At 61.1% G+C, this 25,549-nt stretch carries 24 protein-coding genes and 1 pseudogene; 15 read left to right on the plus strand and 10 right to left on the minus strand.

The features are described from left to right. The first annotated feature begins 85 nt into the window (after window positions 1-85). Both ACIGHL_RS00245 and hrpA read left to right on the plus strand, forming a co-directional pair. Complete coding sequence (locus ACIGHL_RS00245; protein ID WP_216707207.1) at window positions 86-1,690, plus strand: M28 family metallopeptidase; 1,605 nt, start codon at window positions 86-88, stop codon at window positions 1,688-1,690. 116 nt (window positions 1,691-1,806) lie between these two features. Then, window positions 1,807-5,916 carry an ATP-dependent RNA helicase HrpA gene (gene hrpA, locus ACIGHL_RS00250; protein WP_499175603.1) on the plus strand — a complete coding sequence of 1,370 codons (4,110 nt, stop codon included), beginning with the start codon at window positions 1,807-1,809 and terminating at the stop codon, window positions 5,914-5,916. A gap of 172 nt (window positions 5,917-6,088) precedes the next feature. On the opposite strand, the pseudogene ACIGHL_RS00255 reads toward hrpA, so the two are convergent. Next, window positions 6,089-8,206 (minus strand): annotated as a pseudogene (locus ACIGHL_RS00255) (TonB-dependent receptor). A 129-nt stretch (window positions 8,207-8,335) separates the two neighbouring features. Then, window positions 8,336-9,346, minus strand: coding sequence for a ribonuclease Z (locus ACIGHL_RS00260; RefSeq protein WP_216707209.1), 1,011 nt, complete (start codon window positions 9,344-9,346; stop codon window positions 8,336-8,338). A 200-nt stretch (window positions 9,347-9,546) separates the two neighbouring features. Between ACIGHL_RS00260 and ACIGHL_RS00265 the strand changes: the two genes are divergently transcribed. Continuing rightward, complete coding sequence (locus tag ACIGHL_RS00265; protein WP_045425140.1) at window positions 9,547-10,329, plus strand: sulfite exporter TauE/SafE family protein; 783 nt, start codon at window positions 9,547-9,549, stop codon at window positions 10,327-10,329. Window positions 10,330-10,405: 76 nt separating this feature from the next. Further along, window positions 10,406-11,149, plus strand: coding sequence for a Mut7-C RNAse domain-containing protein (locus ACIGHL_RS00270; protein WP_216707210.1), 744 nt, complete (start codon window positions 10,406-10,408; stop codon window positions 11,147-11,149). Between the two features lie 883 nt (window positions 11,150-12,032). Here the strand turns inward: ACIGHL_RS00270 and ACIGHL_RS00275 are convergent. The 3 genes from ACIGHL_RS00275 to ACIGHL_RS00285 all read right to left on the minus strand — a co-directional run bounded on the left by ACIGHL_RS00275 (window position 12,033) and on the right by ACIGHL_RS00285 (window position 13,304). Next, window positions 12,033-12,452, minus strand: a complete 420-nt coding sequence (locus ACIGHL_RS00275; protein WP_216707211.1) for a VOC family protein — start codon at window positions 12,450-12,452, stop codon at window positions 12,033-12,035. An 18-nt stretch (window positions 12,453-12,470) separates the two neighbouring features. Further along, complete coding sequence (locus tag ACIGHL_RS00280; RefSeq protein ID WP_216707212.1) at window positions 12,471-12,890, minus strand: YciI family protein; 420 nt, start codon at window positions 12,888-12,890, stop codon at window positions 12,471-12,473. A 132-nt stretch (window positions 12,891-13,022) separates the two neighbouring features. Continuing rightward, a complete protein-coding gene (locus ACIGHL_RS00285) occupies window positions 13,023-13,304 on the minus strand; it encodes a hypothetical protein (RefSeq protein WP_446697505.1) in 282 nt (93 codons plus the stop codon). A gap of 170 nt (window positions 13,305-13,474) precedes the next feature. Here ACIGHL_RS00285 and ACIGHL_RS00290 point away from each other — a divergent pair, with 170 nt between their 5' ends. The 3 genes from ACIGHL_RS00290 (at window position 13,475) to ACIGHL_RS00300 (ending at window position 15,403) form a co-directional block, all read left to right on the plus strand. Next, entirely contained in the window at window positions 13,475-14,005 is a 531-nt protein-coding gene (locus ACIGHL_RS00290; RefSeq protein ID WP_216707214.1) for a DUF3455 domain-containing protein, read from the plus strand. Between the two features lie 100 nt (window positions 14,006-14,105). Then, on the plus strand, window positions 14,106-14,678 hold the full coding sequence (locus tag ACIGHL_RS00295) for a sigma-70 family RNA polymerase sigma factor (RefSeq protein ID WP_216707267.1): 573 nt from the start codon (window positions 14,106-14,108) through the stop codon (window positions 14,676-14,678). Further along, window positions 14,675-15,403, plus strand: a complete 729-nt coding sequence (locus tag ACIGHL_RS00300; RefSeq protein ID WP_216707215.1) for an anti-sigma factor — start codon at window positions 14,675-14,677, stop codon at window positions 15,401-15,403. Before ACIGHL_RS00295 ends, ACIGHL_RS00300 begins: the two co-directional genes overlap by 4 nt. 31 nt (window positions 15,404-15,434) lie before the next feature. Here the strand turns inward: ACIGHL_RS00300 and ACIGHL_RS00305 are convergent, their stop codons facing one another. From ACIGHL_RS00305 to ACIGHL_RS00315, 3 genes are all read right to left on the minus strand, one after another. After that, complete coding sequence (locus ACIGHL_RS00305; protein WP_216707216.1) at window positions 15,435-16,754, minus strand: serine hydrolase domain-containing protein; 1,320 nt, start codon at window positions 16,752-16,754, stop codon at window positions 15,435-15,437. 145 nt (window positions 16,755-16,899) lie between these two features. Beyond that, entirely contained in the window at window positions 16,900-17,604 is a 705-nt protein-coding gene (locus ACIGHL_RS00310; protein WP_216707217.1) for a glutathione S-transferase N-terminal domain-containing protein, read from the minus strand. A gap of 106 nt (window positions 17,605-17,710) precedes the next feature. After that, entirely contained in the window at window positions 17,711-18,289 is a 579-nt protein-coding gene (locus ACIGHL_RS00315) for a hypothetical protein (protein WP_216707218.1), read from the minus strand. 88 nt (window positions 18,290-18,377) lie between these two features. Here ACIGHL_RS00315 and ACIGHL_RS00320 point away from each other — a divergent pair, with 88 nt between their 5' ends. From ACIGHL_RS00320 to ACIGHL_RS00335, 4 genes are all read left to right on the plus strand, one after another. After that, on the plus strand, window positions 18,378-18,824 hold the full coding sequence (locus tag ACIGHL_RS00320; protein WP_216707219.1) for an HIT family protein: 447 nt from the start codon (window positions 18,378-18,380) through the stop codon (window positions 18,822-18,824). A 111-nt stretch (window positions 18,825-18,935) separates the two neighbouring features. Next, on the plus strand, window positions 18,936-19,946 hold the full coding sequence (locus ACIGHL_RS00325; protein WP_216707220.1) for an ABC transporter substrate-binding protein: 1,011 nt from the start codon (window positions 18,936-18,938) through the stop codon (window positions 19,944-19,946). Continuing rightward, window positions 19,943-20,704, plus strand: a complete 762-nt coding sequence (locus ACIGHL_RS00330; RefSeq protein ID WP_216707221.1) for an ABC transporter permease — start codon at window positions 19,943-19,945, stop codon at window positions 20,702-20,704. The genes ACIGHL_RS00325 and ACIGHL_RS00330 overlap by 4 nt, the downstream gene beginning before the upstream one ends. After that, window positions 20,697-21,371, plus strand: a complete 675-nt coding sequence (locus tag ACIGHL_RS00335; protein ID WP_216707222.1) for an ABC transporter ATP-binding protein — start codon at window positions 20,697-20,699, stop codon at window positions 21,369-21,371. Before ACIGHL_RS00330 ends, ACIGHL_RS00335 begins: the two co-directional genes overlap by 8 nt. Here the strand turns inward: ACIGHL_RS00335 and ACIGHL_RS00340 are convergent. Then, window positions 21,353-22,618, minus strand: coding sequence for a DUF445 domain-containing protein (locus ACIGHL_RS00340; protein ID WP_216707223.1), 1,266 nt, complete (start codon window positions 22,616-22,618; stop codon window positions 21,353-21,355). The genes ACIGHL_RS00335 and ACIGHL_RS00340 overlap by 19 nt on opposite strands. Window positions 22,619-22,744: 126 nt before the next feature. After that, window positions 22,745-23,137 carry a hypothetical protein gene (locus tag ACIGHL_RS00345; protein ID WP_045425165.1) on the minus strand — a complete coding sequence of 131 codons (393 nt, stop codon included), beginning with the start codon at window positions 23,135-23,137 and terminating at the stop codon, window positions 22,745-22,747. A 201-nt stretch (window positions 23,138-23,338) separates the two neighbouring features. Between ACIGHL_RS00345 and ACIGHL_RS00350 the strand changes: the two genes are divergently transcribed. The 4 genes from ACIGHL_RS00350 to ACIGHL_RS00365 all read left to right on the plus strand — a co-directional run bounded on the left by ACIGHL_RS00350 (window position 23,339) and on the right by ACIGHL_RS00365 (window position 25,520). After that, window positions 23,339-23,491 carry a hypothetical protein gene (locus ACIGHL_RS00350; protein WP_181689938.1) on the plus strand — a complete coding sequence of 51 codons (153 nt, stop codon included), beginning with the start codon at window positions 23,339-23,341 and terminating at the stop codon, window positions 23,489-23,491. A gap of 49 nt (window positions 23,492-23,540) precedes the next feature. After that, entirely contained in the window at window positions 23,541-23,762 is a 222-nt protein-coding gene (locus ACIGHL_RS00355) for a hypothetical protein (protein WP_045425167.1), read from the plus strand. A gap of 85 nt (window positions 23,763-23,847) precedes the next feature. After that, on the plus strand, window positions 23,848-24,276 hold the full coding sequence (locus tag ACIGHL_RS00360) for a 3-isopropylmalate dehydratase (protein WP_216707224.1): 429 nt from the start codon (window positions 23,848-23,850) through the stop codon (window positions 24,274-24,276). 233 nt (window positions 24,277-24,509) lie between these two features. Continuing rightward, entirely contained in the window at window positions 24,510-25,520 is a 1,011-nt protein-coding gene (locus tag ACIGHL_RS00365) for an alpha/beta fold hydrolase (RefSeq protein WP_216707225.1), read from the plus strand. The last annotated feature ends 29 nt before the right edge of the window (window positions 25,521-25,549 follow it).

The following is a 25,549-nucleotide window of genomic DNA, read 5'->3' on the forward strand; positions in this document are numbered from 1 at the left end:
CCGCGTCCACTTAAAGCCGTAGGGGACGATGGCGCATGCCATTTTGCGGCCTGCCCATCAATCTCGTTGCAAGGATGAGTTACCCATGCAAAAGAAAAACAATGCACGTCGGGTAGTTGCTTCTTTCGCTTTACTAGCTTCCACCGCAGCCTTGGCTGCACCCACGGCAGAAATCCCTGCGTTTGACGATTACTGGAGTCCGGGCAAGCCCGACTCAAGGGTTTGTCGCACACCGCTGCTAGTCGGCACGCCGCTCGGTCTGCCGCGCTGTATGCAGGCTAGTAACATCATGACGCACCTGCAGAACCTGCAGGACATCGCCTCCCTGAACAACGGAAATCGCGCGTCCGGTCAGCCTGGTTATCAGGCGTCGGTCGACTACGTGCGGACCACACTCGAACGCGCCGGTTACCGCGTAAGGGTGCAGAGCTTTCCCTTCCTCGCGTTCTACCCGGAGGGGCCAGGCTCACTCGCTGCGGTAGCGCCCCAAACCGTGCAGTACACCTGGGAGGAAGACTTCACCTATGCCGATCAGACCGACCCCGGGACCGTGACCGCGCCGGTCGTTCCGGTCGACCTTGCCCTCGGCCTGGGCAACACCTCCACCAGCGGGTGTGAACCGGAAGATTTCGCAGGCTTCCCCGCTGGCGCCATTGCCCTGATGCAGCGTGGCGCCTGTGCGTTTGGCCAGAAGGCAACCAATGCAGCAGCGGCCGGGGCAGCAGGAGCAATCATCTTCAATCAGGGCGATACCGAGGACCGTAAAGGGCTCTTGGTTGCCACCTTGGGTGAAGACTACGAAGGCGGCATCCCGGTGCTGTTTTCCACCTATCAAAATGGCGTGACCTGGGCTGGGACCGAGGGGCTGCAGCTGAGCATGAACGTCGACGTGGTGCGCGAGCGGACCGAAACCTACAACGTGCTGGCCGAGACCCGTCGGGGCGATCCTGACAATGTGATCATGGTCGGTGCGCACCTGGATTCGGTGTTCGAAGGGGCCGGCATCAATGACAACGGTTCCGGCAGTGCTGCGCTACTGGAAATGGCGACGCTGATGAGCAGAGCCTACCCGCTGAACAAGGTGCGTTTCGCCTGGTGGGGCGCCGAGGAATCGGGGCTGGTCGGCTCGACCTACTACGTCAACCAATTGCCGGAGGAAGAAAAGCAGCAGATCAAGGCTTACCTGAACGTCGACATGATCGGTTCGCCGAATTACGCGAACTTCATCTATGACGGCGACGGCTCGGACTTCGGTCTGCAAGGCCCGCCCGGTTCGGGGGCTATCGAGCGTCTGTTCCGCTCCTACTTCCAGCTGCGCAACGCGCCGTCCGAAGGCACTGAGATCGACTTCCGCTCCGACTATGCTCAGTTCTTCGATGACGGCATTGCGTTCGGTGGGCTGTTCACCGGTGCCGAAGACATCAAGAGCGTGGAGCAGGCCCAGCGCTATGGCGGTACCGCCGGGCTGGCATACGATCCGTGCTACCACTCCGAGTGCGACGACCTCAGCAATATCTCCACCGAGGCGTTGGAGTTGCACGGCGATGCGTTGGCCTTCACCACCAGCTGGTTGTCGCTGTCGACCAAGGTGATCGATGACGAGATAGCCGCAGCGGCTGAGCAGAGCATCGGCACGATGCGCATTCAGCAAGTGCAGGAGAAATCTCGCTGGGGCCACTGGATCCGTTAACCATCTGAAATCCGCGCCGGTCAGCCGGCGCGGTCTTTCCATCAGTCCCTTTCCCTACGGCCAGCCGGCCAAATCTGCGACAATCGCGGCCTTCACGCTATCGCTTACGGCTGTCCATGACCGACGCAACGCCCGCCTTTGATCAACTCCTGAAAAACCTCGACCAAGCGATGTACGCCGATCGCCATCGCTTGCGGCGCCAGCTGCATGACCTGCGCAAGAAAGTTGGCGCTGCACCGCTCGAAGACGAGCGCCTCGCCCAGTGGCTCGAACGTTTCCACGCCTCTGCCGCCAAGGCCGAGGCGCGGCGGCAGAGCGTGCCGACCATGCGCTACGACGACAGCCTGCCGATTGCCGCCAAGCGCGAGGAGATCAAGGCCGCGCTGGAAAAGCACCAGGTGTTGGTGATCGCTGGGGAAACGGGTTCTGGCAAGACCACCCAGTTGCCAAAGATCTGCCTGGAAATCGGCCGTGGTGTTCACGGGCTGATCGGTCATACCCAGCCGCGTCGACTGGCTGCACGCAGCGTCGCGACGCGGGTAGCCGAGGAAATCGGTACGCCACTGGGTGAGCTGGTGGGTTATCAGGTCCGCTTCGAGGACCAGAGCAAAGACAGCTCGCTGATCAAGCTGATGACCGACGGCATCCTGCTGGCCGAAACCCAGCACGACCGTTTCCTTGAGCGCTACGACACCATCATTGTCGACGAGGCCCACGAACGCAGCCTCAACATCGATTTCCTGCTCGGCTACCTCAAGACCTTGCTGCCACGGCGGCCGGATCTCAAGGTCATCATCACCTCGGCGACCATCGATCTGGAGCGCTTCAGCGAGCACTTTGCTGGGGCCGGCCTTCCGGGCGCGCCCATCGTCGAGGTGTCCGGCCGAACCTTCCCGGTCGAAACCTGGTATCGCCCGCTAGCGGCGGAAAGCGACGAGGACGGCAACCGGGTCGAGGACGATCTTACTGTCGACCAAGGCATTCTGGCGTCGCTGGACGAAATCGAGGCGCATGAAAAAAGCGTCGGCAAGCGCCCGGGCGATGTGCTGGTGTTTCTGCCCGGTGAACGCGAGATCCGCGATGCCGCCGAAGTGCTGCGCAAGGCCAACCTGAAGTTCACCGAGGTGTTGCCGCTGTATGCGCGTTTGACCCCGGCCGAGCAGCAGAAAATCTTCCGCCCCGCGGCCGGTCGCAAGATCGTGCTGGCAACCAACGTGGCTGAGACGTCATTGACCGTGCCCGGTATCCGCTACGTGATCGATTCGGGCACGGCGCGCATCAGCCGCTACAGCTATCGCGCAAAAGTGCAGCGTCTGCCCATCGAGGCGGTGTCCCAGGCCAGCGCCAACCAGCGCAAAGGCCGTTGCGGGCGGGTCGAGCCGGGCATCTGCATTCGCCTCTACAGCGAGGAGGATTTTCTCGGCCGGCCGGAATTCACCGACCCGGAGATCCTGCGCACCAATCTCGCGGCGGTCATCCTGCAGATGCTGCATCTGCGCCTTGGCCAGATCGAGGATTTCCCCTTTATCGAGCCGCCGGATGGCAGGGCGATCAGCGATGGCTTCAACCTGTTGCAGGAGCTGTCAGCGGTCAACCGCGAAAACCAACTAACACCGCTGGGCCGACAGCTGGCGCGTTTGCCCATCGACCCGCGCCTGGGCCGCATGCTGCTTGAAGCAGCGCAGTTAGGCAGCATGGCCGAGGTGCTGATCGTTGCCAGTGCGCTGTCGGTGCAGGACGTACGCGAGCGCCCGGCCGATCGCCAGCAACAGGCTGATCAGGCCCATGCGCAGTGGAAGGATCCGGATTCTGACTTCGCCGCGCTGATCAATATCTGGCGCGGCTTCGAAGAACAGCGCCAGGCGCTCGGTTCCAATCCGTTGCGCACATGGTGCCGGAAGAATTTCCTCAACTATCTCCGCCTTCGTGAGTGGCGTGATGCGCATCGGCAACTGACGCTTATCGTGCGGGAGTTGAAGCTGCAGGAGCATAAAGAGCCTGCTTCTCGTAGGAGCCAGCTTGCTGGCCATCATGTCTCCGAGCGCGAGGATCGCCAGCAAGCTGGCTCCTACAACGAGCGTCCGGAGCCGCCTGCGCTCACCACCGACAAAAAGCTCAACGCCAAGCTCACCCAACAGACCGAAGCCAGCGAGGCCGCGCAGAAGGCCAAAAGTTACGCGGCCGTGCATAAGGCGATCCTGTCCGGCCTGCTCAGCCAGGTCGGCCACAAGACCGAGGAGGGCGACTTCCTGGGTGCCCGCCAGCGACGCTTCTGGGTGCACCCATCCAGCGTTATCGGGCGCAAGAAGCCCAACTGGATAATGGCGGCGGAACTGGTCGAAACCACCAAGCTGTTCGCCCGTATGGTGGCGAAAATCGAACCGGACTGGATCGAGCCGCTGGCCAAGCACCTGATCAAGACCAACCACTTCGAGCCGCACTGGGAGAAGAAGCGCGGGCAGGTGGTGGCGTTTGAGCAGGTCACCCTGTACGGCATGATCGTGGTGGCGCGGCGCCCGGTGCATTTCGGGCCTATCGACCCGCCTGCCGCAAGGGAGCTGTTCATTCGCGAAGGCCTGGTGCGTGGCGAGATGCTCAGCCGGGCCAAAGCGCTGACCGCCAACCGCGAACTGCTGGAGCTGTTCGACGAGCTGGAAGCCAAGGCCCGGCGACGCGACATCATTGCCGATGAAGACACGCTGTTTGCCTATTACGACGCACGCGTGCCGCAGGACATCTACCAGACCGCTAGTTTCGAAAGCTGGTACAAGCGCGAGAGCGCCAAACACCCGCAACTGTTGGTCATGCGCGACGAAGACGTGCTGGCGCGTGATGCCAGCGAAGTCACTGCGGCGATGTATCCGGATCATCTGCGCATCGGCGAGCTGCAACCGCCGCTGGAGTACCATTTCGAGCCCAACCATCCGCGCGACGGCGTGACTCTGCGTGTGCCTGCGCCATTGCTGCCGCAGTTGCGCAGCGAACGGCTGGACTGGCTGGTGCCAGGGCTGATCGAGGCAAAGGCGGTGGCGCTGGTGCGCAACCTGCCGAAAGCGATCCGCAAGAACTTCGTGCCGGTGCCCGACTTCGTCAAGGCGGCACTCTCGAAAGTCAGCTTTGCGGAAGGCGCGCTGCCTGAGGCGCTGGGTCGCGAGCTGCTGCGCATGACCGGCGCACGGGTTCCGGACCAGGCCTGGGCCGAAGCCGCAGCGGGCCTGGAAAGTCATCTGAAGATGAACATCGAGGTGGTCGACGCGCGCGGCAAGTTTCTTGGTGAAGGTCGTGATCTTGCCGAGCTGACCGCACGCTTCAATGAAGCTAGCCAGGCTGCGCTGGCGCCCCCGCAGCAAAAGGCTGAACAGAAACCGGTGGAGGCCAAGGGCTTCGCCCAGGTGGCGGAAAAAGCCCAGGCGAAAATGGCGGGGCTGTCCATGACCGTCTACCCGGCACTGGTGGAAGAGGGCGGGGTGGTCAAAGAAGGCCGCTTCCCGACCCAGGCCGAAGCCGACTATCAGCACCGCCGCGCCCTGCAACGACTGCTGCTGCAGCAACTGGCCGAACCGGCCAAGTACTTGCGCAACAAGCTGCCAGGACTGACCGAACTGGCGTTGCTGTACCGCGACATGGGCAAAATCGATGCGCTGGTCGAGGACATCCTCCTGGCCAGCCTCGACAGCTGCATCCTCGACGGCGAAGCGCAACTGCCACGCGATGGTGCTGCGCTTGCGTCATTGGCGGAACGCAAGCGTGGCGACTGGGCGACCCATGCTGAACGTCTGGCCCGCCTGACGCTGGACATCCTCAAGATCTGGCATGGCCTGCAGAAGCGCTTCAAGGGCAAGATCGACTTGGCCCAGGCGGTTGCGCTCAACGACATCAAGGCGCAGCTGGGCAATCTGGTCTATTCTGGCTTCGTTCGCGAAACACCGGGCGAATGGCTCAAGGAATACCCGCGCTATCTCAAAGCCGTCGAACAGCGCTTTGAGAAGATCGGCGCGCAGCTGCAGCGTGATCGGGTGTGGTCCGGCGAATTGGCTGGCTACTGGGAGCAGTACCAGGCGCGGTTGAAAAAGCATCAGCAGGAAGGCAAGCGCGATCCGGAACTGGTGCTGTACCGCTGGATGCTGGAGGAGTATCGCGTGTCGCTCTGGGCCCAGCAGCTGGGCACGAAGATGGCGGTATCGGACAAGCGCTTGAACAAGCAGTGGAGCCAGGTGGAGGCCTGACCGTAGAGGGTTGCAGTCGCGGCTGTTCTTTAGGCCGTCATTGTTTTTCAGGCGCACCCTAAGCAGCCCGCATCATTGCAAGCCGGACCAGTGCTGACGGTGGCATAGACAGCTAATAAAACGAGGCGCTTATCAACAAGCGCCTCGCTTGTTTCGGGCATCCGAAGGGCGTTTAGAATCGGTAGTTAGCGCTCAGCTCAAGGGTGCGCGGCGCGCCAGAGGTAATCAGGTCGACCGAACCATGGGCCGAGGCGTAGTACTCCTTATCGAAGACGTTGAACAGGCGCAGTGCCGCATCCCATTGCTCTTGCTGATAGAACAGCGCTGCATCGAATGTGGTGTAGCCGGGTAACTCGGTTTCGTTATCCAGCGAGGTGTACCGGCTGCCGACATAGTTGGCGCCCATGCCAACACGCCAGTCAGTGGTGAGTGAGCGCACCGCCCACAGGTTGGCGCTGTGGCGCGGCGTGAGTGTCGGCACCTGGCCCTCGTTGGCAATACCGTTGGTCTTGCTGTTCGATTTGGTGATCTCCGCATCCAGGAAGGCATAGCCACCATAGAGCTGCCAGTTGTCCGAGACCTGACCCATGAAGGTGGTTTCGAACCCGTCAGTGCGTTGCTCACCCGCCAGTACCAGCTTGGCCGGGTTGACTGGGTCGGTGGTCTTGATCTGAGTACGCTCCAGGCGGAATACCGCTGCGGTCAACGTGAGCTGATCCTGCAACAGGTTCCATTTAGCGCCGATCTCGTAGTTGGTGGTTTCCTCAGGCTCCAGTTCCACGTTGGCTGCGCTGACCTGGAACATTTCGCCTGAGGGCTGATAGGACTGGCTGACCGAAAGGTAGTAGGACTGCCTGTCATCCGGCTGCCAGACCAGACCCGCCCGCGGGCTCAGCGTGTAATCGGTACGCTCCAGCTCAGTCTTGCCGTTGAGGTCGTCGCGGAAGGTCTGGTCGAACTCGTCGTAACGCACGCCTAACAGCGCTTTCCAGTGTGGCGACAGCTCAATCAGATCCTGGATGTAGAGGCCTGTAGTTTCCTGCGTATTGAGACCGTCGCCGGTCTTCCGGTTGGCCTGAGACGGCACCGGTTGTAGCGCATCGCCATAAACAGGCACCCTCGCTACATCATCCTGGTTGAAAAACTGCTGGTCCTTTTCTTGGCGTCCGAACTCAACGCCGTAAAGCAATTGATGATTCATTCCAGCGAGGACCGCGTTCTGTTTCAGCTCGGTCTGGTTGAACCATCCATCCTCTTTACGCTGCACATTGCCGCGCTTGAGCTTGACAAGCAAGGTACCGTCCGGGGCAGTGACGAAGCGGTTGGCGTCGGTGTGAGCCAGGGTGTTGTTGCGGTCCAGATCGTAATGGTAATAGCGGCTGGTATTGCTCAGTGTGAAGGCATCATTGATGCGGTAATCGATACCGGCAGTCAGCGAGAAGACTTCGCTGCGCGTGTAGTCCTGATCCGCGTCGGCAGAGCCGAAGCGTTTATCGCGGTCCACATCGACCGGGCGGCCGTTGAGTGCTGGAATGCCGAAGTCGATCAGACGCTTGTCGTACAGATATGACGCGCCGAGGTTGATCTCTAGATCGTCGGAGAGCTGGAAGTAGGCAGACGGCGCCAGGGCCTTGCGTTCCAGAAAACCGTTTTCGCGGAAGGTGTCGCTGTCTTCCAGCGCGCCGGTTACACGAAACGCCTTGTTTTTCTGCTCCTGATCGGCCCAGCCTGCATCGAACTGAGTGCGCCGTTTTCCTTAGCTGTCGAAGCTGACACCCACTTCCTGCTCTGGCGTGAATGTAGGTTTTTTGGTCACGCTGTTGATCAGGCCGCCAGACGAGCCACGACCATAAAGTACTGCCGCCGGCCCCTTGAGCACCTCCACGCGCTCGATGTTCGACATGTCCCTGTAGTAAAGCGCGTCATCACGAATGCCATCGATGTACTGGTCGCCAATGGCGCTGAAGCCACGGATGGTGACCTGGTCGCGTTGCCCGTCGCCGTTGCTCAGGCCGATGCCTGGTACGTTCTTCAACGCATCCTCGAGGGAATCGGCGCCTTGGTCCCTGAGCACGCTCTGGGGAACCACATTGACCGACTGCGGAATATCGCGCAGCGGGGCGTCAATCTTTAGGGCAGTTCTGCTCTCTTCGGGCTTATAGCTTGCTTCTTCGCGGGCACCGGTTACTGCGGTGGCAGGAAGCTCAAGCGGGGAAGCGGATTGTGCGTAAACAGCCGGAGCAGCAAGCACGCTGAGCAGCGGCAATAGACGGGTTACATTTGATGGCACGGTGTCATCTCCAGTGGAAGAGGAGGCGACGATAGCGGCGTGTAAACTCAATGTAAATGATAGAAATTATCGTTAGTGTTTGTCGGTTGGCTTTACGCTCTTCGTTATAGTCTCCCGCCTCGCCCTACGCTACGAGCCGTCTGGCCGGCTCACGGCTGCTTCTCGCGCATCTTTGCCAAGTCGTTCCACCCATTGCAGCTGACCTTGCTTGTCCAGCCTGATCCGCAACAGATCTTCGGCCAAAATCAAGTTCGCGCTGAAATGCTCTGCTGCCTCCACCCGGATGTCGTCCATTGATAAGCCTCTGTTCGGTGCGCCTTGATACCGCGCGCTGAAGTGCGTTAGCACCAGATGCGGCAGCTGGACCGATGCTGCGAATGCGGCGACCTGCGCGGCTGTGCTGTGGCCGAAATCAGCTTTACCGGCTTCGGCGATGGCCTGGGTATAGGTCGCTTCGTGGACCAGCAGTTGCGCGCCTTGGCAGGCCTCGCGTAGAAGTTCTGGCTGGTCGTTATCGCCCGCAATAACGACACGACGCGGTGCACGACTAAACAGTAGATAGTGTTCGCTACGCAGCGTGCGTCCCTCATGTTCGATGTCGTGACCGCGCATCAGAGCGCCCCAGAGTGGGCCGCGCGGCACGCCGTCGCGGTCGAGCTTGTCGGCATCGAGGCTAGGATCGGGACGGCTTTCCGTAAAGCTGTAACCCCAGCTCGGGACCCGATGGGAAAGGGCGATGGCCTCGACGCGCATCTGCGAGCTGCACCAGCCGTCGAACGACTCGGTGGTGTGAAACCTCAGTTCGTAGGGCAGCCAGCTCTGGCTCATGTCCAGCGTGGCACGTACCCAGGCTTCGATCGCCCGCGGAGCGATGATATCCAGCGGCTCCTGGCGCCGTGCCATGCCGGCGCTGGCGAGCAAACCCGGCAAGCCGTAGCAGTGATCGCCGTGCACGTGGGTGATGAAAATGGCTCGCAAGCCATGCAGCGTCAGCGGCGTATGCAGCAATTGATGCTGGGTGGCTTCGCCACAATCGATCAGATACCAACCTTTACCACTGTCCTCCAGCAGCGCTACGCCGCTGACATTGCGGGCCTTGGTCGGCGTGCCGGAAGAAGTGCCAAGGAAGATCAAGTCCATGGTAATGCTCGTGCCTAGTCGTCGCGTCAGTATGGCGGCCGAGTGCCGGCTGATAAACCTACACCCGACCGGGGCACCTTACCGGGTTCATATATCTTTTAGCTACTAAGAAAGCACGAACTTATATTAAGGATTGCTAGTTCGGACCGTTATGCTGCTGGCCTTTGACACGGCCTGTGTGCCTTGAATCGGACGTTCGCATGGAATTCGGTGTAATCGGCTTTGTTGTAGCCGGCCTGCTGGTTGGCTTTATCGTTGGCATGACCGGTGTAGGCGGTGGCTCGCTGATGACGCCGATCCTATTGTGGTTCGGCGTCAACCCGGCTGCGGCCGTGGGCACCGACCTGCTCTACGCAGCGATCACCAAAGCTGGCGGCGTCTGGGTACACCAGAAGAATCGCAACATCGATTGGAGCATTACCGGCTGGCTGGCGCTGGGCAGTGTGCCGGCCGCAGCGCTGACGCTGTGGCTGTTGAAAGGGCTGCACACGGACCAGGATGCGCTCAACGCGATCATCAAACACTCCCTTGGCATCGTGCTGGTACTCACGGCGCTGGCTGTGCTGTTCAAGAAGCAACTGCTCGCTGTGGCAGCTCGCTTGTCAGGCCCGACCCCTAGGCTGTCGCCGCGCGGGTTGAACATCCTGACCGTAGCTGTGGGCGTTGTGCTTGGCGCAATGGTCACGCTGACTTCGATAGGCGCGGGAGCGCTGGGTACGGTGGCGCTGTTCTTCCTTTACCCCTTGCTCGCCACGCGCCGCCTGGTGGGGACTGAGATCGCCCATGCGGTGCCTTTGACGCTGGTAGCCGGGCTGGGCCACGCCAGCATGGGCAACATGGACTGGACCATCCTGAGCTACCTGCTGATAGGCTCGTTGCCGGGCATTTATTTGGGCAGCAACCTGTCCGGCCGGGTGCCGGAAGCGGTGTTACGACCTTGCTTGGCAGTCATGTTGGCGATGATCGGCTATAAGCTAATCTGACCTATCGCTTTTTCGGGAGTGACACGCGCCGCGCAATTCTTGGCAGAGCATGCGCGGTTGGCGGTGCCCAGATACCATGACGAATGCAACGTTTCGCTTCTATGCCAGGTTGAACGCATTCCTTGCCGTCGAGCGTCGCGGGCAGGCGTTTCGCTGTTCCTGCGCCGAGTCCGCCACCACCAAGCACATGATCGAAGCCCTCGGCGTACCGCATACCGAGGTGGCGCTAGTCCTGGTCAATGGCGCGCCGGCTGGCCTTGACTGGCCTATCGAAGCGGGTGACCGAATCGCCGTGTATCCCAAGTTCGAACAGTTGGATATCGGTTCCCTGACCACCATCGAACCCTTGCCGCCGGGTCCGCCCCGCTTCGTGGCCGATGCCCACCTCGGAGGTCTGGCGCGGCTGCTGCGAATGGCTGGCTTCGACACCCTCTACGACAATAATTTTGAAGATGCGGCAATGGCAGAGCTGGCCAACCTTGAAAGCCGGGCGCTGTTGACCCGCGACCGTGCGCTGCTGATGCATCGGCTGGTGCTGCATGGCTGCTACGTACATGCAATCAAACCTCAGGACCAGCTACGCGAACTCTACCAACGGCTCGATCTGGCCAGCCATGCCCGGCCCTTCAGCCTGTGTCTGAGCTGCAACGTACCACTGCATCCGGCGGACAAGGTGGCCATACTCGATCGCGTGCCGCCGCGGGTGCAGGCGCGCCATGAGCGTTTTTTGGGCTGCGATCAATGTGATCGGATTTTCTGGGAAGGCACGCACTGGCAGGACATGCGGGCCTTGCTCGATTCCCTGACGCTCGTTGACTAGCGCTCCTTTCGTATCGGTTAATGTTATCCCCAATTCCTCAGGAGCCGACCATGCAGCGCCACACGATGTCCTATCCTACGCCGGCCATCCCTCTGCTCGTCTCAGGAGTTGCTTGCCTGGCGATTGGCCTTGCGTCGGAGACGAAAACCTTTCTATGGATGGCGCCCGGCTTTTTGGGGGCAGGCTTGGTGTTGATGCTGCTAGGCCTCCGCCGTCGAGGCCACTGACCTGATCAGGCCGTTGCTTGCGCGTTCAGTCCACGGCTCGCTGATTGGACAGGTAGATAGGGTCGGGTGAAAGCGCCTGCCCATCCCATACGGCTTGCAGCCCCTTGTCCGTGGTCACAACCGTGAAGGCACCCTATCCGTCGTCGCGTCTTCAGCGCAGCGAACCAACGCACTGGGGAAATAGCACTACCGCCACGACGAGCGTACATAGCCAAATCGGCAACACGTCGGCAAAAGCCGAGGTAGCTTCCCTGGTTGAGCCCCCCGAAAGGCTCCACGGCATGATCGGCAAAACTGTAACAATTAAAGGGTAAGGGCGTGGCCGGCGACCGCTAAGCCCCGTTGTGCTTGGGGAGTGGTGTGTTATCCACAAAAGCTGTGGATAACACTGTGAACATATATTGGATGACTTGCTCAAACGCCCATCTGGCGCGGCTCAGAACAGATCGACGAGTTTTTACCCAGTATTGATAAAGCCTTTTTAATCAATAACTTAGGTTTGTTTAGTCTGGCGCTTGCCACACCCTCGCGAGCAGAGCCAATCCGGCCGGGCCTTATGTGCATAAAATTATCTGTCAACGGGTTTTTTAGATAATTTCGCTGCTATAAGACTGGACAAATCTGTTCGAATGAGTCGAGGAGATGGCTGCTTGCCACTAGGCGCAGTTGATCATCCAGGACACGCCGAAGCGGTCGATAAACATGCCGAAACGCTCGGCCCAGAAAGTTTTCTCCAGGGGCATCACGACCTGCCCGCCCTCGGAAAGCGCTGCGAATAGACGTTCACTCTTGACGATGCTTTCGGGGTGCAAAGAGATCGAGCAACCCTTAATGCCTTCGTATTGTCCTCCGCCACAAGCGGGATCTCCGGGCATGGTATCCGACGCCATGAGCGAGAATTCGCCGAGGCTCAGACAGACATGCATGATTCGGTCGCGGTGCTCTGCCGGGAAGTGCCCAGCGTCAGGTGCTTGTGCAAAAGTCATCATTTCCAGTTCGCCGCCGAGTACCTGCTGATACAGCGTAAAGGCGTCACGTGCCTGACCGTCGAAGGTGAGGTAAGGGGTAATTTTCATTCGATTCTCCTGGTGCGGTTAGTGGTTGATTTGCGCGCGTAGGCGTTCTTCTTGCTCGCTTAATTCGGCGGTGAATTCCGCCCCGAAGTCCTCGGCTTCGAATACCTGTCGGATTTCGATTTCCGACTCACCGACGGCCGATGCCGGGCAGCGCTTTACCCAATCGATGGCGTCCTGCAACGAGGCCGTCTGGAATAGCCAGAAACCTGCAACTAGCTCGCGGGTCTCGAGGAAGGGGCCATCCACGACCGAGCACTGGCCGCCGTCGAAACGCACCCGCGCACCTCGGCTGCTTGGGTGTAAGCCTTCGCCACCAAGCAGCACGCCCGCATTGGCCAGGGCTTCGTTGTAATGGGCCATGGCTGCAAGAACATCCTCGCTGGGCATCTCGCCCGCTTCGGTTTGCGCGTTGGCCTTGATCATCACCATGAATCGCATCGTTTCGGTTCCTCTGTGAGTTAAGGACGGCCACGTCGGCGTCAACGCATCCGCTGGCACTGATCCCTAGTCGTTCCGAGCCCAGCCAAATCGACAACCAAACGTCTTTTTCTTCAGGGAGCGATTCTTCATTCAGCGCTGAACCATGCCTGCGTGATACGTGGCGATACATTCCCTGCGCGACGGCTCTGGCCAGCCCAATGCGCGGGTGGTAGGCAGGAGCGATACGTCGACGAACCGATCGAAAGCGGTTGCGCTCTCCCACAGATCGGTGATGCGCCAGCCATAGGGGACGGCAGCACATGAGTGAAACAGGATGCCGGACGGCGGGCCGCTCGATGCGAGCGTTGCACTGAGCGCGTCATAGCGTTGCTGATCGACGGTTGGGAATTCCAGGGTGGTCAGATAGGGCATCGCGTGTTCTCTGCGAATGTAGAAAGGGGGTTCGGCATCGGCGCGACTGGTCATGCGCAAAGCTAAGCAGATTATTTTTCAAACTCACTGCATCCAATCGTCTGCCTGACGGGTAGTACAGGTAGCGGCTGCTTGGCCGCCCAATCTGATCACTACCCGGAGACACCAAAATGGACACGAAAAGGATCCTCTGCCTGACCGGTCTGACACTGGCCATTGGCTGTTCTGCCAGCGCCTTCGCCCAGATGGACGTACCTGAAGCCGTGCGCGTACCGGACGGCCACAAGGTTGCGATGGAAACGGTCGGCGTCGGCCAGATCACCTATGAATGCCAAGCCAAGAGCGACATGCCCGGGCAGATGGCCTGGGTGTTCATGGGCCCGAAGGCCGCGCTCAACGACAGCACTGGCAAACAGGTCGGCAGTTATTACGGCCCGCCCGCCACATGGGAAGCCATGGACGGTTCCAAGGTGACCGGCACCCAGGTGGCCATCGCGCCGGGAGGCGACGGCAACATTCCGCATCAATTGGTTAAGGCCAACCCAGCCGAAGGCAAAGGCGCCATGACAGGCGTCAGCTATGTCCAGCGCGTCGCGACCAAGGGTGGCGTAGCGCCGGCCAAAACATGCGCAGCGGCCAACGAGGGCGAGCGCCAGATCGTTGATTACCAGGCCGACTACCTGTTCTGGGCCAACAAGTGAGCAACGCGCAGCGGGTGAAATGCCGCTCGATATGAGCGCTGATCGCTTCTATGCTCTGACTCCCCGGCCCGTATGCGTCGGGGGTGTCGATAACCAGCCAATGGCAGATACCGTGTCGCAACCCCCCTTGTTCGATTACGAAGCGGCCCTGCGCGCTTGCGCACGTGGCGAGCGATCTGCATTGCAGCAGCTTTACGAGCTGGAGAGCCCGCGACTGCTCGGCGTCGTTCAGCGCATCGTGCGGGATTTGGCCCTGGCCGAAGACATCGTTCACGACGCCTTCATCCGCATCTGGAACAAGGCCGGTACGTACGACCAGGCGCGTGGCTCGGCTCGCGGCTGGATCTTCAGCCTGACCCGCCATCTGGCGCTCAATGCCGTACGTAACAACGCCCGCCACGTCCAGATGGAACCGGACGAGGAGGGCGACATGGAGCACGCCGCCATCGACGGTTGGCAGGAACAAACCGACGCCTTCGATTGGCGGGTCAACCCCGGCAGAGTCGAAGCCTGTCTTGAACAACTCGAACCGGTGCGTCGCAATTGCGTGTTTCACGCCTACGTCGACGGCTATTCGCATCAGGAAATCGCCCAGCGCCTGGGTGCGCCACTGGGCACGGTAAAAGCCTGGATTCGCCGCAGCCTGACCGCCCTTCGTGAGTGCATCGGATGAACAACGAACCCAACGAATCCGGTGAAAACCTGCACGAACTGGCAGGCGAATACGTGCTCGGCACGCTCACAGCGGTAGAACGTGAGGCCGTCGAACGACGCCTGAACGTCGAGCCCGAGCTGCAATCGGCGGTCGACTATTGGGAAGCTCGGCTGCTACACCTGACCGATCTGGTCGAACCACAAAAGCCCTCGCCACGTTTGTGGAATCGAATCGAGCGCAGCCTGGACGAGACAAGTCGCCTACCCGCTCCGGTTGCGCCTGCGCGCCGTAGCAACTGGTGGGACAGCCTGTCGCTCTGGCGTGGTTTTGCTGCGGCCGGCATGGCCGCCACGCTGGTGCTCGGCGCCTTGTTGCTTACGCGTCTTTCACCTGAACCGTCGCCGACCTGGCTCGTTGTGCTCGCCACCCCGCAGGACCTGTCACCGGGTTGGGTCGTGCAGGCCAGTAATCGAACACGTGAAATCGAGCTGATACCCCTGGGTGTCACCGAACTGCCGCCTGACAAGGCCCTGCAACTCTGGACTAAGGCCGAAGATTGGCAGGCGCCGGTGTCCCTCGGCTTGGTCAAGCCGGGCGAGCCGGTGAGGATTCGTCTCGACGATCTGCCGCCACTGCAGCCCAACCAGTTGTTCGAACTGACGCTGGAGCAACCCACCGGCTCACCTACCGGCCTGCCGACCGGGCCAATCCAGTTCATCGGGCGTGCGGCCAAGGTCATTTGAATACGGGGCGCAACAAGCCGCGACCAGCTGATCAGCGCTTTGCTTTCTCCATGAGATGGTCGGCCAGTGCCTGATAGGCCGGCAGCGAAGTGGGATCATTGTCCGCATTCTTGGCCGAGGGGTGCGAGGCGAATCGGGCGATGACCATTTCGGCTGTCGGGTCAATGTAGAGGGTTTGCCCGTGCACACCGCGAGCGGCGAACGCGCCATTGGCGTTGTGCAGTACCCACCACATCGCCCGATAGCTGCCGCCTGGTAGCGTCTTGTATCCGGCTTTGGCGAACACCTGCTTATCACCCCCGGTGCGAATGGTCCGAACGACTTCTGCAGGGAACAATTGCGCTCCGTCGTGTTGCCCCTCATCGAGCATCAACTGCCCGAGCCTGGCCATGTCCCGAAGGCCGGCGCTCAGGCCGCCGCCGGCAAACGGCGTACCCAGTGCATCGACCGTGTAATAGGCGTCCTGCTCGGTACCCAGGCGCTGCCAGAGTCGTTCGGACACCAGTTCGCTGACGGCCTTACCGGACACGCGGGCGATGATCCAACCCAGTGCATCACTGTTGACGGTCCGATAGCCGAACGCCTCACCGTGGGTGCCGCGCTTGGCGACGGTCTGCAGGTACTGGTAATAACCGACCGGCCCCTCGTAATCGGCAGGCTTGGGTAAGGGGTTCGCCGCCGCGCTGTAACTCCAGATCTGCGCGTTGGGATCGGCATAGTCCTCGCTGAAATCGAGCGCCGTGGTCATGTCCATGAGCTGCCGTACGGTGGCATCACCGAAAGCGCTGGAGGCCAGTTCGGGGACGAGTGCCGCCACCTTGGCCCCGTCATCGAGTGCGCCTTCGGCCACCAGTATCTCGGCCAGCAGGCCGGTCAATGACTTGGTCATCGACATCGCGGCGTGCTTGCGCTGTTCGTTGAGGCAGCCGAAGTAGTGTTCGTAAACGACACGTCCCCGGTGCAGCACGATGATTCCGTCGGTGTAGTTTGCCGCCAGTGACTGTTCCCATGTCATCCGTTCGGGGGTGCCGAGAGGCTTGAAACTAACGGCGTCGATGCTGCCGTCGAGCGATTGGCGCAACGGCGTCGGTGCATCCAGGCCCCGGCTGACGGCCTCGGTGGGCAGTAGCTCGCGGATATGGCACACGGTCCAGCGAAGCTTGGGAAAGCTGAAGTAGTTCGAGTCCGGCTGGCCGATCAGTTTTTCAGCAGGAGGCGGAAAGCCCTGCATCCAGCCCAACTTGACTGGATCGGACTCCGCAGCCGTCAGCTGTGCTTGAGCGGTCGCGCAGAGGCCGGCCAGACAGATGGCTGCCCCGAAACATCGGACCCAGCTTTGAGAACGGCGCATCGAATTTCGAGAGTGGGGGTCGCCACCGCGCGGCCTGGGTCGGAAGCTATTGCCAGCCATGCCTTCACCTCTCGGATTTGTTGTGGCGAGGTCAGTCAGTAGCCGTCCCCGTTACGCGATGTACTCCGTCAACCCTAGTCCACCATCACCCACGTGGTGGAATATCCAGCCCCTTGCTCACCGCTGGCCGGGCGAGGAAGGCATCCAGCACCCGCTGCACGTTGATGAAGCGATCGAACTCCACCAGTTCGCGCGCTTCGTAGAACTCCACCAGACCGCGGACCCACGGAAATGTAGCGATGTCGGCGATGCTGTAGCGCCCGCCCATGATCCACTCGCGGCCCTCCAGGCGCTTTTCCAACACGCCCAGCAAACGTTGGGCTTCGGCGACGTAACGGTCGCGCGGGCGTTTGTCTTCGTAATCTTTGCCTGCGAACTTATGAAAGAACCCCAGCTGGCCAAACATCGGCCCAACGCCGCCCATCTGGAACATCAACCACTGAATCGTTTCGTAGCGGGCTGCGGCGTTTTCCGGCATCAACTGGCCGGTTTTCTCGGCCAGGTACAGCAGAATCGCACCGGACTCGAACAACGCCAGCGGCTCTCCGTCCGGGCCGTTGGGATCGAGGATCGCCGGAATCTTGTTGTTCGGGTTCAGCGATAGGAATTCTTCTGAGCGTTGGTCGCCAGTTTCGAAGCTGACCTGATGCGCCTCGTAGGGCAGACCGGTCTCCTCCAGCATGATCGACACCTTCACCCCGTTGGGCGTGGGCAGCGAATACAGCTGCAGACGATCCGGGTAACTGGCAGGCCATTTCTGGGTGATGGTGAAGGTGGATAGATCGTGCATGGAGCCCTCCAGGGAAGCGGGTATTCGAGTCGGTAGGTTGGTACGGGTTGTTACTAAGGGTCAGGTTTTTTTATCTTTCGTTCGATAGCGATTCCTGGGTAGGCGCCTAGTTCAGAGCGTCTAGGAATGTTCCGTGAATCTCGTACGTTGCCTCGAATCCATGAGGGCCTTTCCAATGCTGCGATAAGAGTTTTGTTAAACGGCGGCCATAGGCCGATATAAGCCATTCGTAATCCGTCCATATTTCCGGGCTTAGGTTTGCCGGATCGGTGCTGCTTGCCTTGTTCAGGGCGCAGGGATACCTAGCCCAAGATTCGTTACCGTCTTCAAACGTGCCCAGGATTTTCCGTGCTTTGCGCCTGTAGGGAGCGTGCTTTGACAATGCCGCAAGTTCCGTCAGCTTGTGAGATCGAAGGGGTTTTGCAAGTGTGCCATTCGATATCCAGCTCGGATTCTCAAATACCAGAAAGGCCTTGATTGCATTCTCTAAGGCAAACGACGCAAGGAGAAATGTCGCACGATCCGTGTTGTCCCAAAATGCTTCGCGCCCAGTCTGGTGGTCTTTTCGCCGAAGGAATCCATGTCCGTAGCTTTCCCTTAGTTTCAAGGCTTGGCCGTGGAGATCGTCCGCCACTAAGAACCAGCTATGTGGGCATGCAAAGCCGACGAATTCCTCATTTGTCATGGTGTCCGTTTCCCTTGTTGTGGCCGTACGCTACGCATCAAAACGCATCCACTATGTGCTTAGGCCGCTTAACTTATCGGAGTCGCTCATGAGCTTAACTACCCCCTACGACCCACAGAACATCTTCGCCCAGATCATTCGCGGCGATGCGCCTTGCTACAAGCTCTACGAGGATGACGATGTACTCGCTTTCCTGGATCTGTTTCCGCAGTCCTACGGGCATGCGCTGGTGATTCCGAAGCGGTCCGCTGCGTGCAACATCCTCGATGTGGATACCGATGCGCTGTGCAACGTGATGGCGGTGGTGCAGAAGCTCGCCCGCGTGATCGTCGCGGAGTTGCAACCCGATGGCGTGCAGGTGGCGCAGTTCAACGGGGCGCCGGCGGGGCAGACGGTGTTTCACATCCATGTGCACATCGTCCCGCGCTATTCGGGCGAGGGGCTCGGCATTCACGCGGCGGGTAAGGCCGATCCGGCAGAACTGGAGAAATTGCAGGCGCGACTGGTAAGCAAGCTTGCCGAGAGCGAGCACTGATCGGCCTGAGCCGGCACCGCTGCCGCACCGGTTGCAGCCGCGACCATCGCAGCAGCGAAGAAACACCAAAGTACTATTCGTAGCGAATGCGAGGCTTCGTACCCTGCGGGCATGAAGCCTGCTCCGTGGTTCCTCACCTTGTCTTTCGCTCACGCCTGCCTCGCAGCGCTTCGATGCGGGCGTGTGGTTCTGCTCGCGGTAGTCCCGTTGTTCGTTCAGGCGCAGAGCGAGGCTCAACCGCTGCCGGTGCTGACCCTCAGCGTGTTGCAATTCGGCACGCCGCATTGGGAGCTCGACCATCTCAAGCGTCACGGGTTGGACAAGGCCAACGGTTTCGAGCTTGAGGTGCGGCTGGTGGCTGATCTGCCGGCATCTCGGCTGGCGCTGGGCAGCGGCAGCGTCGACGGGGCCGTCAGCGACCTGCTTTGGGCGCAGGCACGCTACGAGGCTGGGACGGCGTATCGCTACCTGCCGTTTTCCTCGCAGATCGGTGAAGTGTTGGTCAACGATGGCAGCGATATTCGCACCCTGGCCGACCTACGCGGCAAGCGCATTGGCGTCGCTGGTGGGCCGGACGGGCTTGGTTGGCAACTGCTGCAGCAGGCGGCGGCGGGGCAAGGGATTGACCTGGCCCGCGAGGCGTCGGTGCAGTACGCCGCGCCGCCGCTGCTCAGCCAGGCGTTGCGGCGTGGCCAGGTGGACGCGCTGCTGACCTTCTGGCACTTCTCGGCGCGCCTGCGTGGTGAGGGCGGTGTGCGTATTGCCTTCGGTCTGGCGGATCTGATTGGAACGCTGGGTCTCGATCCCGATCTGCCGGTGCTCGGCTACCTGTTACCGCAAGACTGGGCCAGTGAGCACGACGATCTCCTGCAGCGCTTCTCCCGTGCCTTGCGCGAGACCAAGGACCAGCTGGCGAGTCAGCCCGATCTCTGGCAGGAAATCCGCCCCTTGATGCGGGCCGATAACGACGCGGTGTTCGCTGCGCTGCATGACAGCTTTGTCGAAGGCATCCCCCAACCGCTGGACGCGGCGCGCATCGATGCGCTGCATCGGCTGTTGCTGCTGACGGGCGCCGAGCCGGAAAAGCTGATGCCCGCGGCGCTGTTTCAGAGCGAACCATGACCGGCTCGCGCTATGCCTGCTGGGTTGCGCTGCCGCTGTTGGTCGCGGTGTGGGCCATCATTGCGCTGACAGTGGACACACCGCTGCTGCCTTCGCCGGCTGAGGTGGCGCATGCGTTCTGGCTCGCCGTCCAGAGTGGTGAGCTGCCCCATCATCTGTTGGTCACCCTGCGCCGGGTGCTGATCAGCTTTGCGCTTGCGATGGCGCTGGGTGCGCTGCTGGGCGTCTGGATGGGGCGCTCGCGGTTCGCCAACGCGGTGCTCGATCCGCTGCTGGTGCTTTTTCTCAACCTGCCAGCGCTGGTCACCATCATCCTGCTCTATGTCTGGTTCGGTCTGGTGGAAGCGGCAGCGGTGCTAGCGGTGGTGATCAATAAAGTACCGAACGTGGCGGTGACGGTGCGCGAAGGCGCGCGCAGCCTCGACCCGAAGCTGGAACAGATGGCTCAGGTCTACGGTTTCAACCGTTGGCAGCGGGTGGCGAACGTCTGGCTGCCGCAGCTGTTTCCCTATCTGATGGCGGCGACCCGCGGGGGCCTGGCGCTGATCTGGAAGATTGTTCTGGTGGTCGAACTGCTGGGCCGTTCCGATGGTGTCGGCTTTCAACTACACATGGCATTTCAGATTTTCGACGTGGCGAGCATATTGGCCTATAGCCTAGCCTTCATTGCCGTCGTACAGCTGATCGAGCTGGCGCTGCTGCAGCCGCTGGAGCGTCGCGCATCGAGCTGGCGCAACGCCGGGATGCAGCATGCTTGAGCTGCGCATCGATGGCGTAGCGGCAGGCCATCCGGTGCTCGGGCTGATCGACGTACAGGTGCGGGCCGGGGATCGAATCTGCTTGCTGGGCCCCTCCGGCGTCGGCAAGACCACCTTGCTCAACGCCATCGCAGGCCTTGATCCACGGCTGGCTCCGATGATCCGTCTTCAATCCGGGCGGCGCGTCGGCTACCTGTTTCAGGAGCACCGCCTGCTGCCCTGGTACACGGTGCGGCAGAACCTCAAGCTGGTCGGCGCCACCCCAGGCGATATCGATCGGCTACTGGCCGACGTTGGCCTGGGCGATGCTGGTGATCGTCTGCCGGATCAGCTCTCGCTGGGTATGGCGCGCCGCGCCTCGCTGGCTCGGTGCCTGGCCGTCAAACCTGATCTGCTCTTGCTCGATGAGCCCTTTGCCTCGTTGGACCCGGACCGCGCTGCCGAACTGCGCGAGCTGATTGTCCGGCTGCTTGAAGGGCAGCCACAGATGGCGCTGATCTGCGTGACCCACGATGCGCGCGACGCCGATCAGCTCGCCAATCGGCTGTGGTACATGAACGGCCAGCCTGCAACGCTGCGTTGGGATCGACCGCTGACCGACGGGACCAATGCCAGTCAGATCTGCGACACGCTGCGCTCGCTCAGTGCTCAGCCAGCTGCCAGCTGAGTCAAGGCATGCAGCAGCAGCCCGACCAGCCCGCCCACCAGCGTGCCGTTGATGCGGATGTACTGCAGGTCTTTACCGACGCTCTGTTCCATCTGCTCGACCAGTTCGCGGCTCTCCCAGTTTTCCACGCGCTGGGTGATGTATTTGCCGATCTGCCCGCGGTAGCGCTCGAGCAGGCTGGGCGCGGCCGCCATCAGTTGCTCGTTGATCCAGGTACGCATGGACGTGTCGGCGGAAAGCGAGTCGCCCAAGCCCTGGGTCAGGCGCACGATCCTTTTGCCGATGCGTGAATCCGCGCTCTCCAGATCCGCTTCCAACCACTCGGTCAGCTCACGCCAGAGCGTCTGCAGGTAATCGGTGGTCGCCGGATGTTCCAGCAGCTGAGCGACGATGCGTTCGACTTCCAGCCGATAAGCCGGGTCATGCTTGAGTCGGTCGATGTACTCCGCAACATGCTCGTCGAAGCGCTCCCGTAGCGGATGTTCAGGGTCACCCGCGATCTCGGCGATGACAGCCGATACGCCGTCAACGAACTTGTTCGCCGACCAACCGCCGACCGCCTTGCCGAGTCCCAGATAGCGCAGCGTGCGGACCTCAGCGGTGATGGCATCGGCCACCAGCGCACGGGTGTCATCGTCCTGCAGCAGCGCATCGACCTTGATCAGCGCTTCATCGAGCATCGCCTGATGTTTGCCCTGTCGGGTAAGCATTTCCAGCACCTGACCGCAGATCGGTGCGAGATCGACCTTGCGCGCTCGGTTGATCAGCTTGGCCTGTACGAACGCTTGCACGCGCTCGTCGTGCAGCGACTCGACGCCGAACCGCGCCATGCCGGTGAGCTGGCGGCCAACCGCTTCGGCATTAGCGGGATGGCGCAGCCAGTTGGCGAGCCGGCCGCCGATATCCAGTGCTTCGAGCTTGGCCAGCACCATCGGTGTGGACAAGAAGTGAGTGGTGATGAAGGTCGACAGGTTCCGCCCGATGCGCGCTTTGCTGCGCGGAATGATCGCCGTATGCGGGATCGGCAGGCCGAGCGGGTGACGGAATAGGGCGGTCACGGCGAACCAGTCGGCAATCGCACCGACCATTGCCGCTTCTGCAAAAGAGGCGAGGTAGCCCCAGGCCGGGTGACGCGGCTCCATGGCGGTCGCGATGACGTAGAGCAGCGCGGCGAGCAGCAGGAGCAGGCCGGCGACCAGCTTCATTCGTGTGACGGGGGATTGCCAGCGGCGGTGCAGAGGGCTCATGCGATTCCTCTTTGCGGCGAATGGTGTGCGGGGTGTTACTCAGGCGTATCGGGTACGGCCGACGGGTCTGCCTATACAAGACAGACCCGGCTAGCGAGGTGAGGGTTCGGTAGCTGTCTGCGCGGCTTATTCCTCGTCGTCTTCCTCGCGCAGCAGCACGTAGCTGTCGTCGTCCAGCCGCTCGCAGACATAGAACATGGAGATGCTGCCGTCCTGTTCGGTGACAGCAGCATAATCGTCGGCTTCGACGGTAAAGAACCCTGTTGAGTCGGAGCCAGGTTCGCTGGCGAATACAGCGGTGAAGAAAGCGTCTTCCGGCATACCGTCGAAATAGTCGGCCCGCGCCTTGGCATCCCACTCCTGCGGCGGCTCGAACTGCCCGGTGATGATGACGCGGGCGTCGCCCATGTCGCGTTCTTCACCATCCGGGTCCGTTTCGTGAGCGCGGTAGATGGTGCAGTTGAGTGCATCCGGGTCGGCCAGAATACTGTCGCGCGACGGGGTTTGGGTGGCAGGCATGGCAGCAGCTCCGGTCAAAGATTGGATTGTCGGCAGTGTGGTGGAGTCCGGGGGGCGCTGCAATCGCAAGTTGGGAAGGATGCTGGATTCTTTCGATCAAGGCGGGCTGATCGGACCGCCGGTGGCTGAACAGGCGAACGCTATCGGCCGGCTGTTGCTCCAAATGGTTAGACCCTATCGCACCAACTCAAAGAGGTAGCCATGAACCAGAGCGACCAGACTCAGCCTGAGCAGAACAAGCCAGCCGACGACCTGCCGGACGTCACCATGACCGACGCCGGCGAGAAGGAAGCGGGCGAGGATCCTGATTTCGACGACAGCGAGATCGATGACGACCAAGACAGCCGCGGCTGAAGTTGAATGACCTGCGCAGCCGAAACTGCGCCACATCCCGGAGTGCCAGATGGACAAGTATCACGTGAACCCGACCCCGATGGGCTGGGAGCTGACCGATCAGCAATCCCAGGAAACGGTATTGCGAACCCTGACCAAGGACGAAATGTTCACCGGCCTGGATAGCTTGATGGAAGGCAAGACCGCATCGGTCGAGGTCTACGATCGCCACGGGACGCTGGAAGAAGAGCGGCCGTATCCGGGCAGCAGTCATCCGGTGTCGACCCGTTAGATCCAGGTGAGCGCATATTTCCGCACGGTGAGCGAACACACCTGTCATACCATCACCGCTTCGCTTATCTGACAGGAGAATCCTTATGCGCATGATGCTCGCACTCATCCCTGTGTTGGCCTTGGCCGGTTGCTCGTCCTGGCAGGCGGACCCGGAGGACATCACGCCAGTGCCCGAGGAGCGTCTGCGTGGCTTTCAGACACCTGTGGCCAATGGTGGCGAGTTGGTGGTGACCCGCGACTTCGGCATTCGTGGCGGCGGCTGCTACGTGGCGGTGATGGTCGATCGCAGGCTGGCGGCGCGGATCCATGTCGGCGAGCAGGTGCACTTGCATGTGCCGGCCGGGATGCGCATCGTCAGCATCGAATCGGACCCTGAGGACGACACGCTGTGCGGCAAGGGCGGTCTGCTGCGCGAGAAAGCGGCGCGCGTCGAGGCGGGTGAAACGCTGCAGTTCCGCATCAGCAGTGATAACCGCATCGGCTTCGATATCCAGCAGGTCGACGCGCAGTAGCAGCGCTGCATCGTTCGCGGCCGGTGTCGCAGTTTGGTCACTGGCGCGAGGCGGTATCACGAAGAAACATTCTTGCACCGGCCTCGCCGAACCCTCACTCCGGTTTCATGCTCCCAGATAGGCAAACCGTTGTGCTTGAGCCTTCGGCGCCTGTCTGAACGTTGGTAACAGCCAGCTCCGCACAACGACCCATACGCCATCGCGGCCGCATGTCGCCTGCCAGGAGTCGATTCGTGAAACGAGCCATATCCTCCCTGATGTTCGTCGCCGGGCTTGCTCTGGTCCCTGCGCTGCACGCTGAACAACAACCGACCTACGGCCCGCACCTTGAAGGGTTCGAATATCCGCACCCGATCAAGCGCTTCGAGTTTTCGTCTCAGCGCCAGCCATTGACCATGGCTTACATGGACGTGGCCCCAGCGGGCAAGGCCAACGGGCGAACGGTCGTGCTGATGCATGGCAAGAACTTCTGCGCGGCAACCTGGGAGGAGAGCATCGAGGTGCTCTCGCAGAACGGTTATCGAGTCATTGCGCCCGATCAGATCGGCTTTTGCAGCTCCAGCAAGCCTGAGGCTTACCAGTTCAGCTTTGCGCAGCTGGCACACAACACCCGGGCGCTCTTGCAGTCGTTGGACATCGAACAGGCCACGGTGATCGGTCATTCCATGGGTGGCATGCTGGCGTCACGGTTCGCACTGAACTATCCGCAGATGGTCGAGCAGCTGGTGCTGGTCAATCCCATCGGGCTCGAGGATTGGCAAGAAAAGGGCGTGCCCTATGCGCCAATCGAAGAGCTGTACCAGAGCCAGTTGAAGACCGACTTCGAAAAGATCAAAGCCTACCAGCAGAAGTTCTACTACAACGGCAGCTGGAAGCCGCGCTATGACCGCTGGGTGAACATGCTCGCTGGGATGTACGCCGGTGAAGGCAAAGAGATCGTTGCCTGGAACCAGGCGCTGACCTCCGACATGGTGTTCACCCAGCCGGTGATCCACGAATTCGACACGCTGAGCGTGCCAACCCTGTTGCTGATCGGTGGCAAGGACCGCACTGCACCGGGAGCCAATCGAGCGCCGGAAGACGTTGCGAAACGCCTGGGCGATTACCCCGAACTTGGCCGGCAGGCCGCAGCGATGATTCCCGACGCGACCCTGGTGCCTTTTCCTGAACTGGGCCATTCGCCGCAGGTCGAGGCGCCGGATGTGTTCCATGAGGCGTTGCTGGATGGGCTCAAGACGCGTTGAGCCACGCCGCGGGTGCGGTGGCCAGCACG

Origin of the sequence: Pseudomonas sp. NPDC077451, from assembly GCF_044543345.1 — a bacterium.
Taxonomy (GTDB): domain Bacteria; phylum Pseudomonadota; class Gammaproteobacteria; order Pseudomonadales; family Pseudomonadaceae; genus Stutzerimonas.

Excerpts from the sequence above, each read along its gene's own strand:
- ACIGHL_RS00245 (WP_216707207.1), top strand. The coding sequence starts at position 86 with ATGCAAAAGAAAAACAATGCACGTCGGGTAGTTGCTTCTTTCGCTTTA.
- hrpA (WP_499175603.1), top strand. The coding sequence starts at position 1,807 with ATGACCGACGCAACGCCCGCCTTTGATCAACTCCTGAAAAACCTCGAC.
- ACIGHL_RS00260 (WP_216707209.1), bottom strand. The coding sequence starts at position 9,346 with ATGGACTTGATCTTCCTTGGCACTTCTTCCGGCACGCCGACCAAGGCC.
- ACIGHL_RS00265 (WP_045425140.1), top strand. The coding sequence starts at position 9,547 with ATGGAATTCGGTGTAATCGGCTTTGTTGTAGCCGGCCTGCTGGTTGGC.
- ACIGHL_RS00270 (WP_216707210.1), top strand. The coding sequence starts at position 10,406 with ATGACGAATGCAACGTTTCGCTTCTATGCCAGGTTGAACGCATTCCTT.
- ACIGHL_RS00275 (WP_216707211.1), bottom strand. The coding sequence starts at position 12,452 with ATGAAAATTACCCCTTACCTCACCTTCGACGGTCAGGCACGTGACGCC.
- ACIGHL_RS00280 (WP_216707212.1), bottom strand. The coding sequence starts at position 12,890 with ATGCGATTCATGGTGATGATCAAGGCCAACGCGCAAACCGAAGCGGGC.
- ACIGHL_RS00285 (WP_446697505.1), bottom strand. The coding sequence starts at position 13,304 with ATGCCCTATCTGACCACCCTGGAATTCCCAACCGTCGATCAGCAACGC.
- ACIGHL_RS00290 (WP_216707214.1), top strand. The coding sequence starts at position 13,475 with ATGGACACGAAAAGGATCCTCTGCCTGACCGGTCTGACACTGGCCATT.
- ACIGHL_RS00295 (WP_216707267.1), top strand. The coding sequence starts at position 14,106 with ATGGCAGATACCGTGTCGCAACCCCCCTTGTTCGATTACGAAGCGGCC.
- ACIGHL_RS00300 (WP_216707215.1), top strand. The coding sequence starts at position 14,675 with ATGAACAACGAACCCAACGAATCCGGTGAAAACCTGCACGAACTGGCA.
- ACIGHL_RS00305 (WP_216707216.1), bottom strand. The coding sequence starts at position 16,754 with ATGCGCCGTTCTCAAAGCTGGGTCCGATGTTTCGGGGCAGCCATCTGT.
- ACIGHL_RS00310 (WP_216707217.1), bottom strand. The coding sequence starts at position 17,604 with ATGCACGATCTATCCACCTTCACCATCACCCAGAAATGGCCTGCCAGT.
- ACIGHL_RS00315 (WP_216707218.1), bottom strand. The coding sequence starts at position 18,289 with ATGACAAATGAGGAATTCGTCGGCTTTGCATGCCCACATAGCTGGTTC.
- ACIGHL_RS00320 (WP_216707219.1), top strand. The coding sequence starts at position 18,378 with ATGAGCTTAACTACCCCCTACGACCCACAGAACATCTTCGCCCAGATC.
- ACIGHL_RS00325 (WP_216707220.1), top strand. The coding sequence starts at position 18,936 with ATGAAGCCTGCTCCGTGGTTCCTCACCTTGTCTTTCGCTCACGCCTGC.
- ACIGHL_RS00330 (WP_216707221.1), top strand. The coding sequence starts at position 19,943 with ATGACCGGCTCGCGCTATGCCTGCTGGGTTGCGCTGCCGCTGTTGGTC.
- ACIGHL_RS00335 (WP_216707222.1), top strand. The coding sequence starts at position 20,697 with ATGCTTGAGCTGCGCATCGATGGCGTAGCGGCAGGCCATCCGGTGCTC.
- ACIGHL_RS00340 (WP_216707223.1), bottom strand. The coding sequence starts at position 22,618 with ATGAGCCCTCTGCACCGCCGCTGGCAATCCCCCGTCACACGAATGAAG.
- ACIGHL_RS00345 (WP_045425165.1), bottom strand. The coding sequence starts at position 23,137 with ATGCCTGCCACCCAAACCCCGTCGCGCGACAGTATTCTGGCCGACCCG.
- ACIGHL_RS00350 (WP_181689938.1), top strand. The coding sequence starts at position 23,339 with ATGAACCAGAGCGACCAGACTCAGCCTGAGCAGAACAAGCCAGCCGAC.
- ACIGHL_RS00355 (WP_045425167.1), top strand. The coding sequence starts at position 23,541 with ATGGACAAGTATCACGTGAACCCGACCCCGATGGGCTGGGAGCTGACC.
- ACIGHL_RS00360 (WP_216707224.1), top strand. The coding sequence starts at position 23,848 with ATGCGCATGATGCTCGCACTCATCCCTGTGTTGGCCTTGGCCGGTTGC.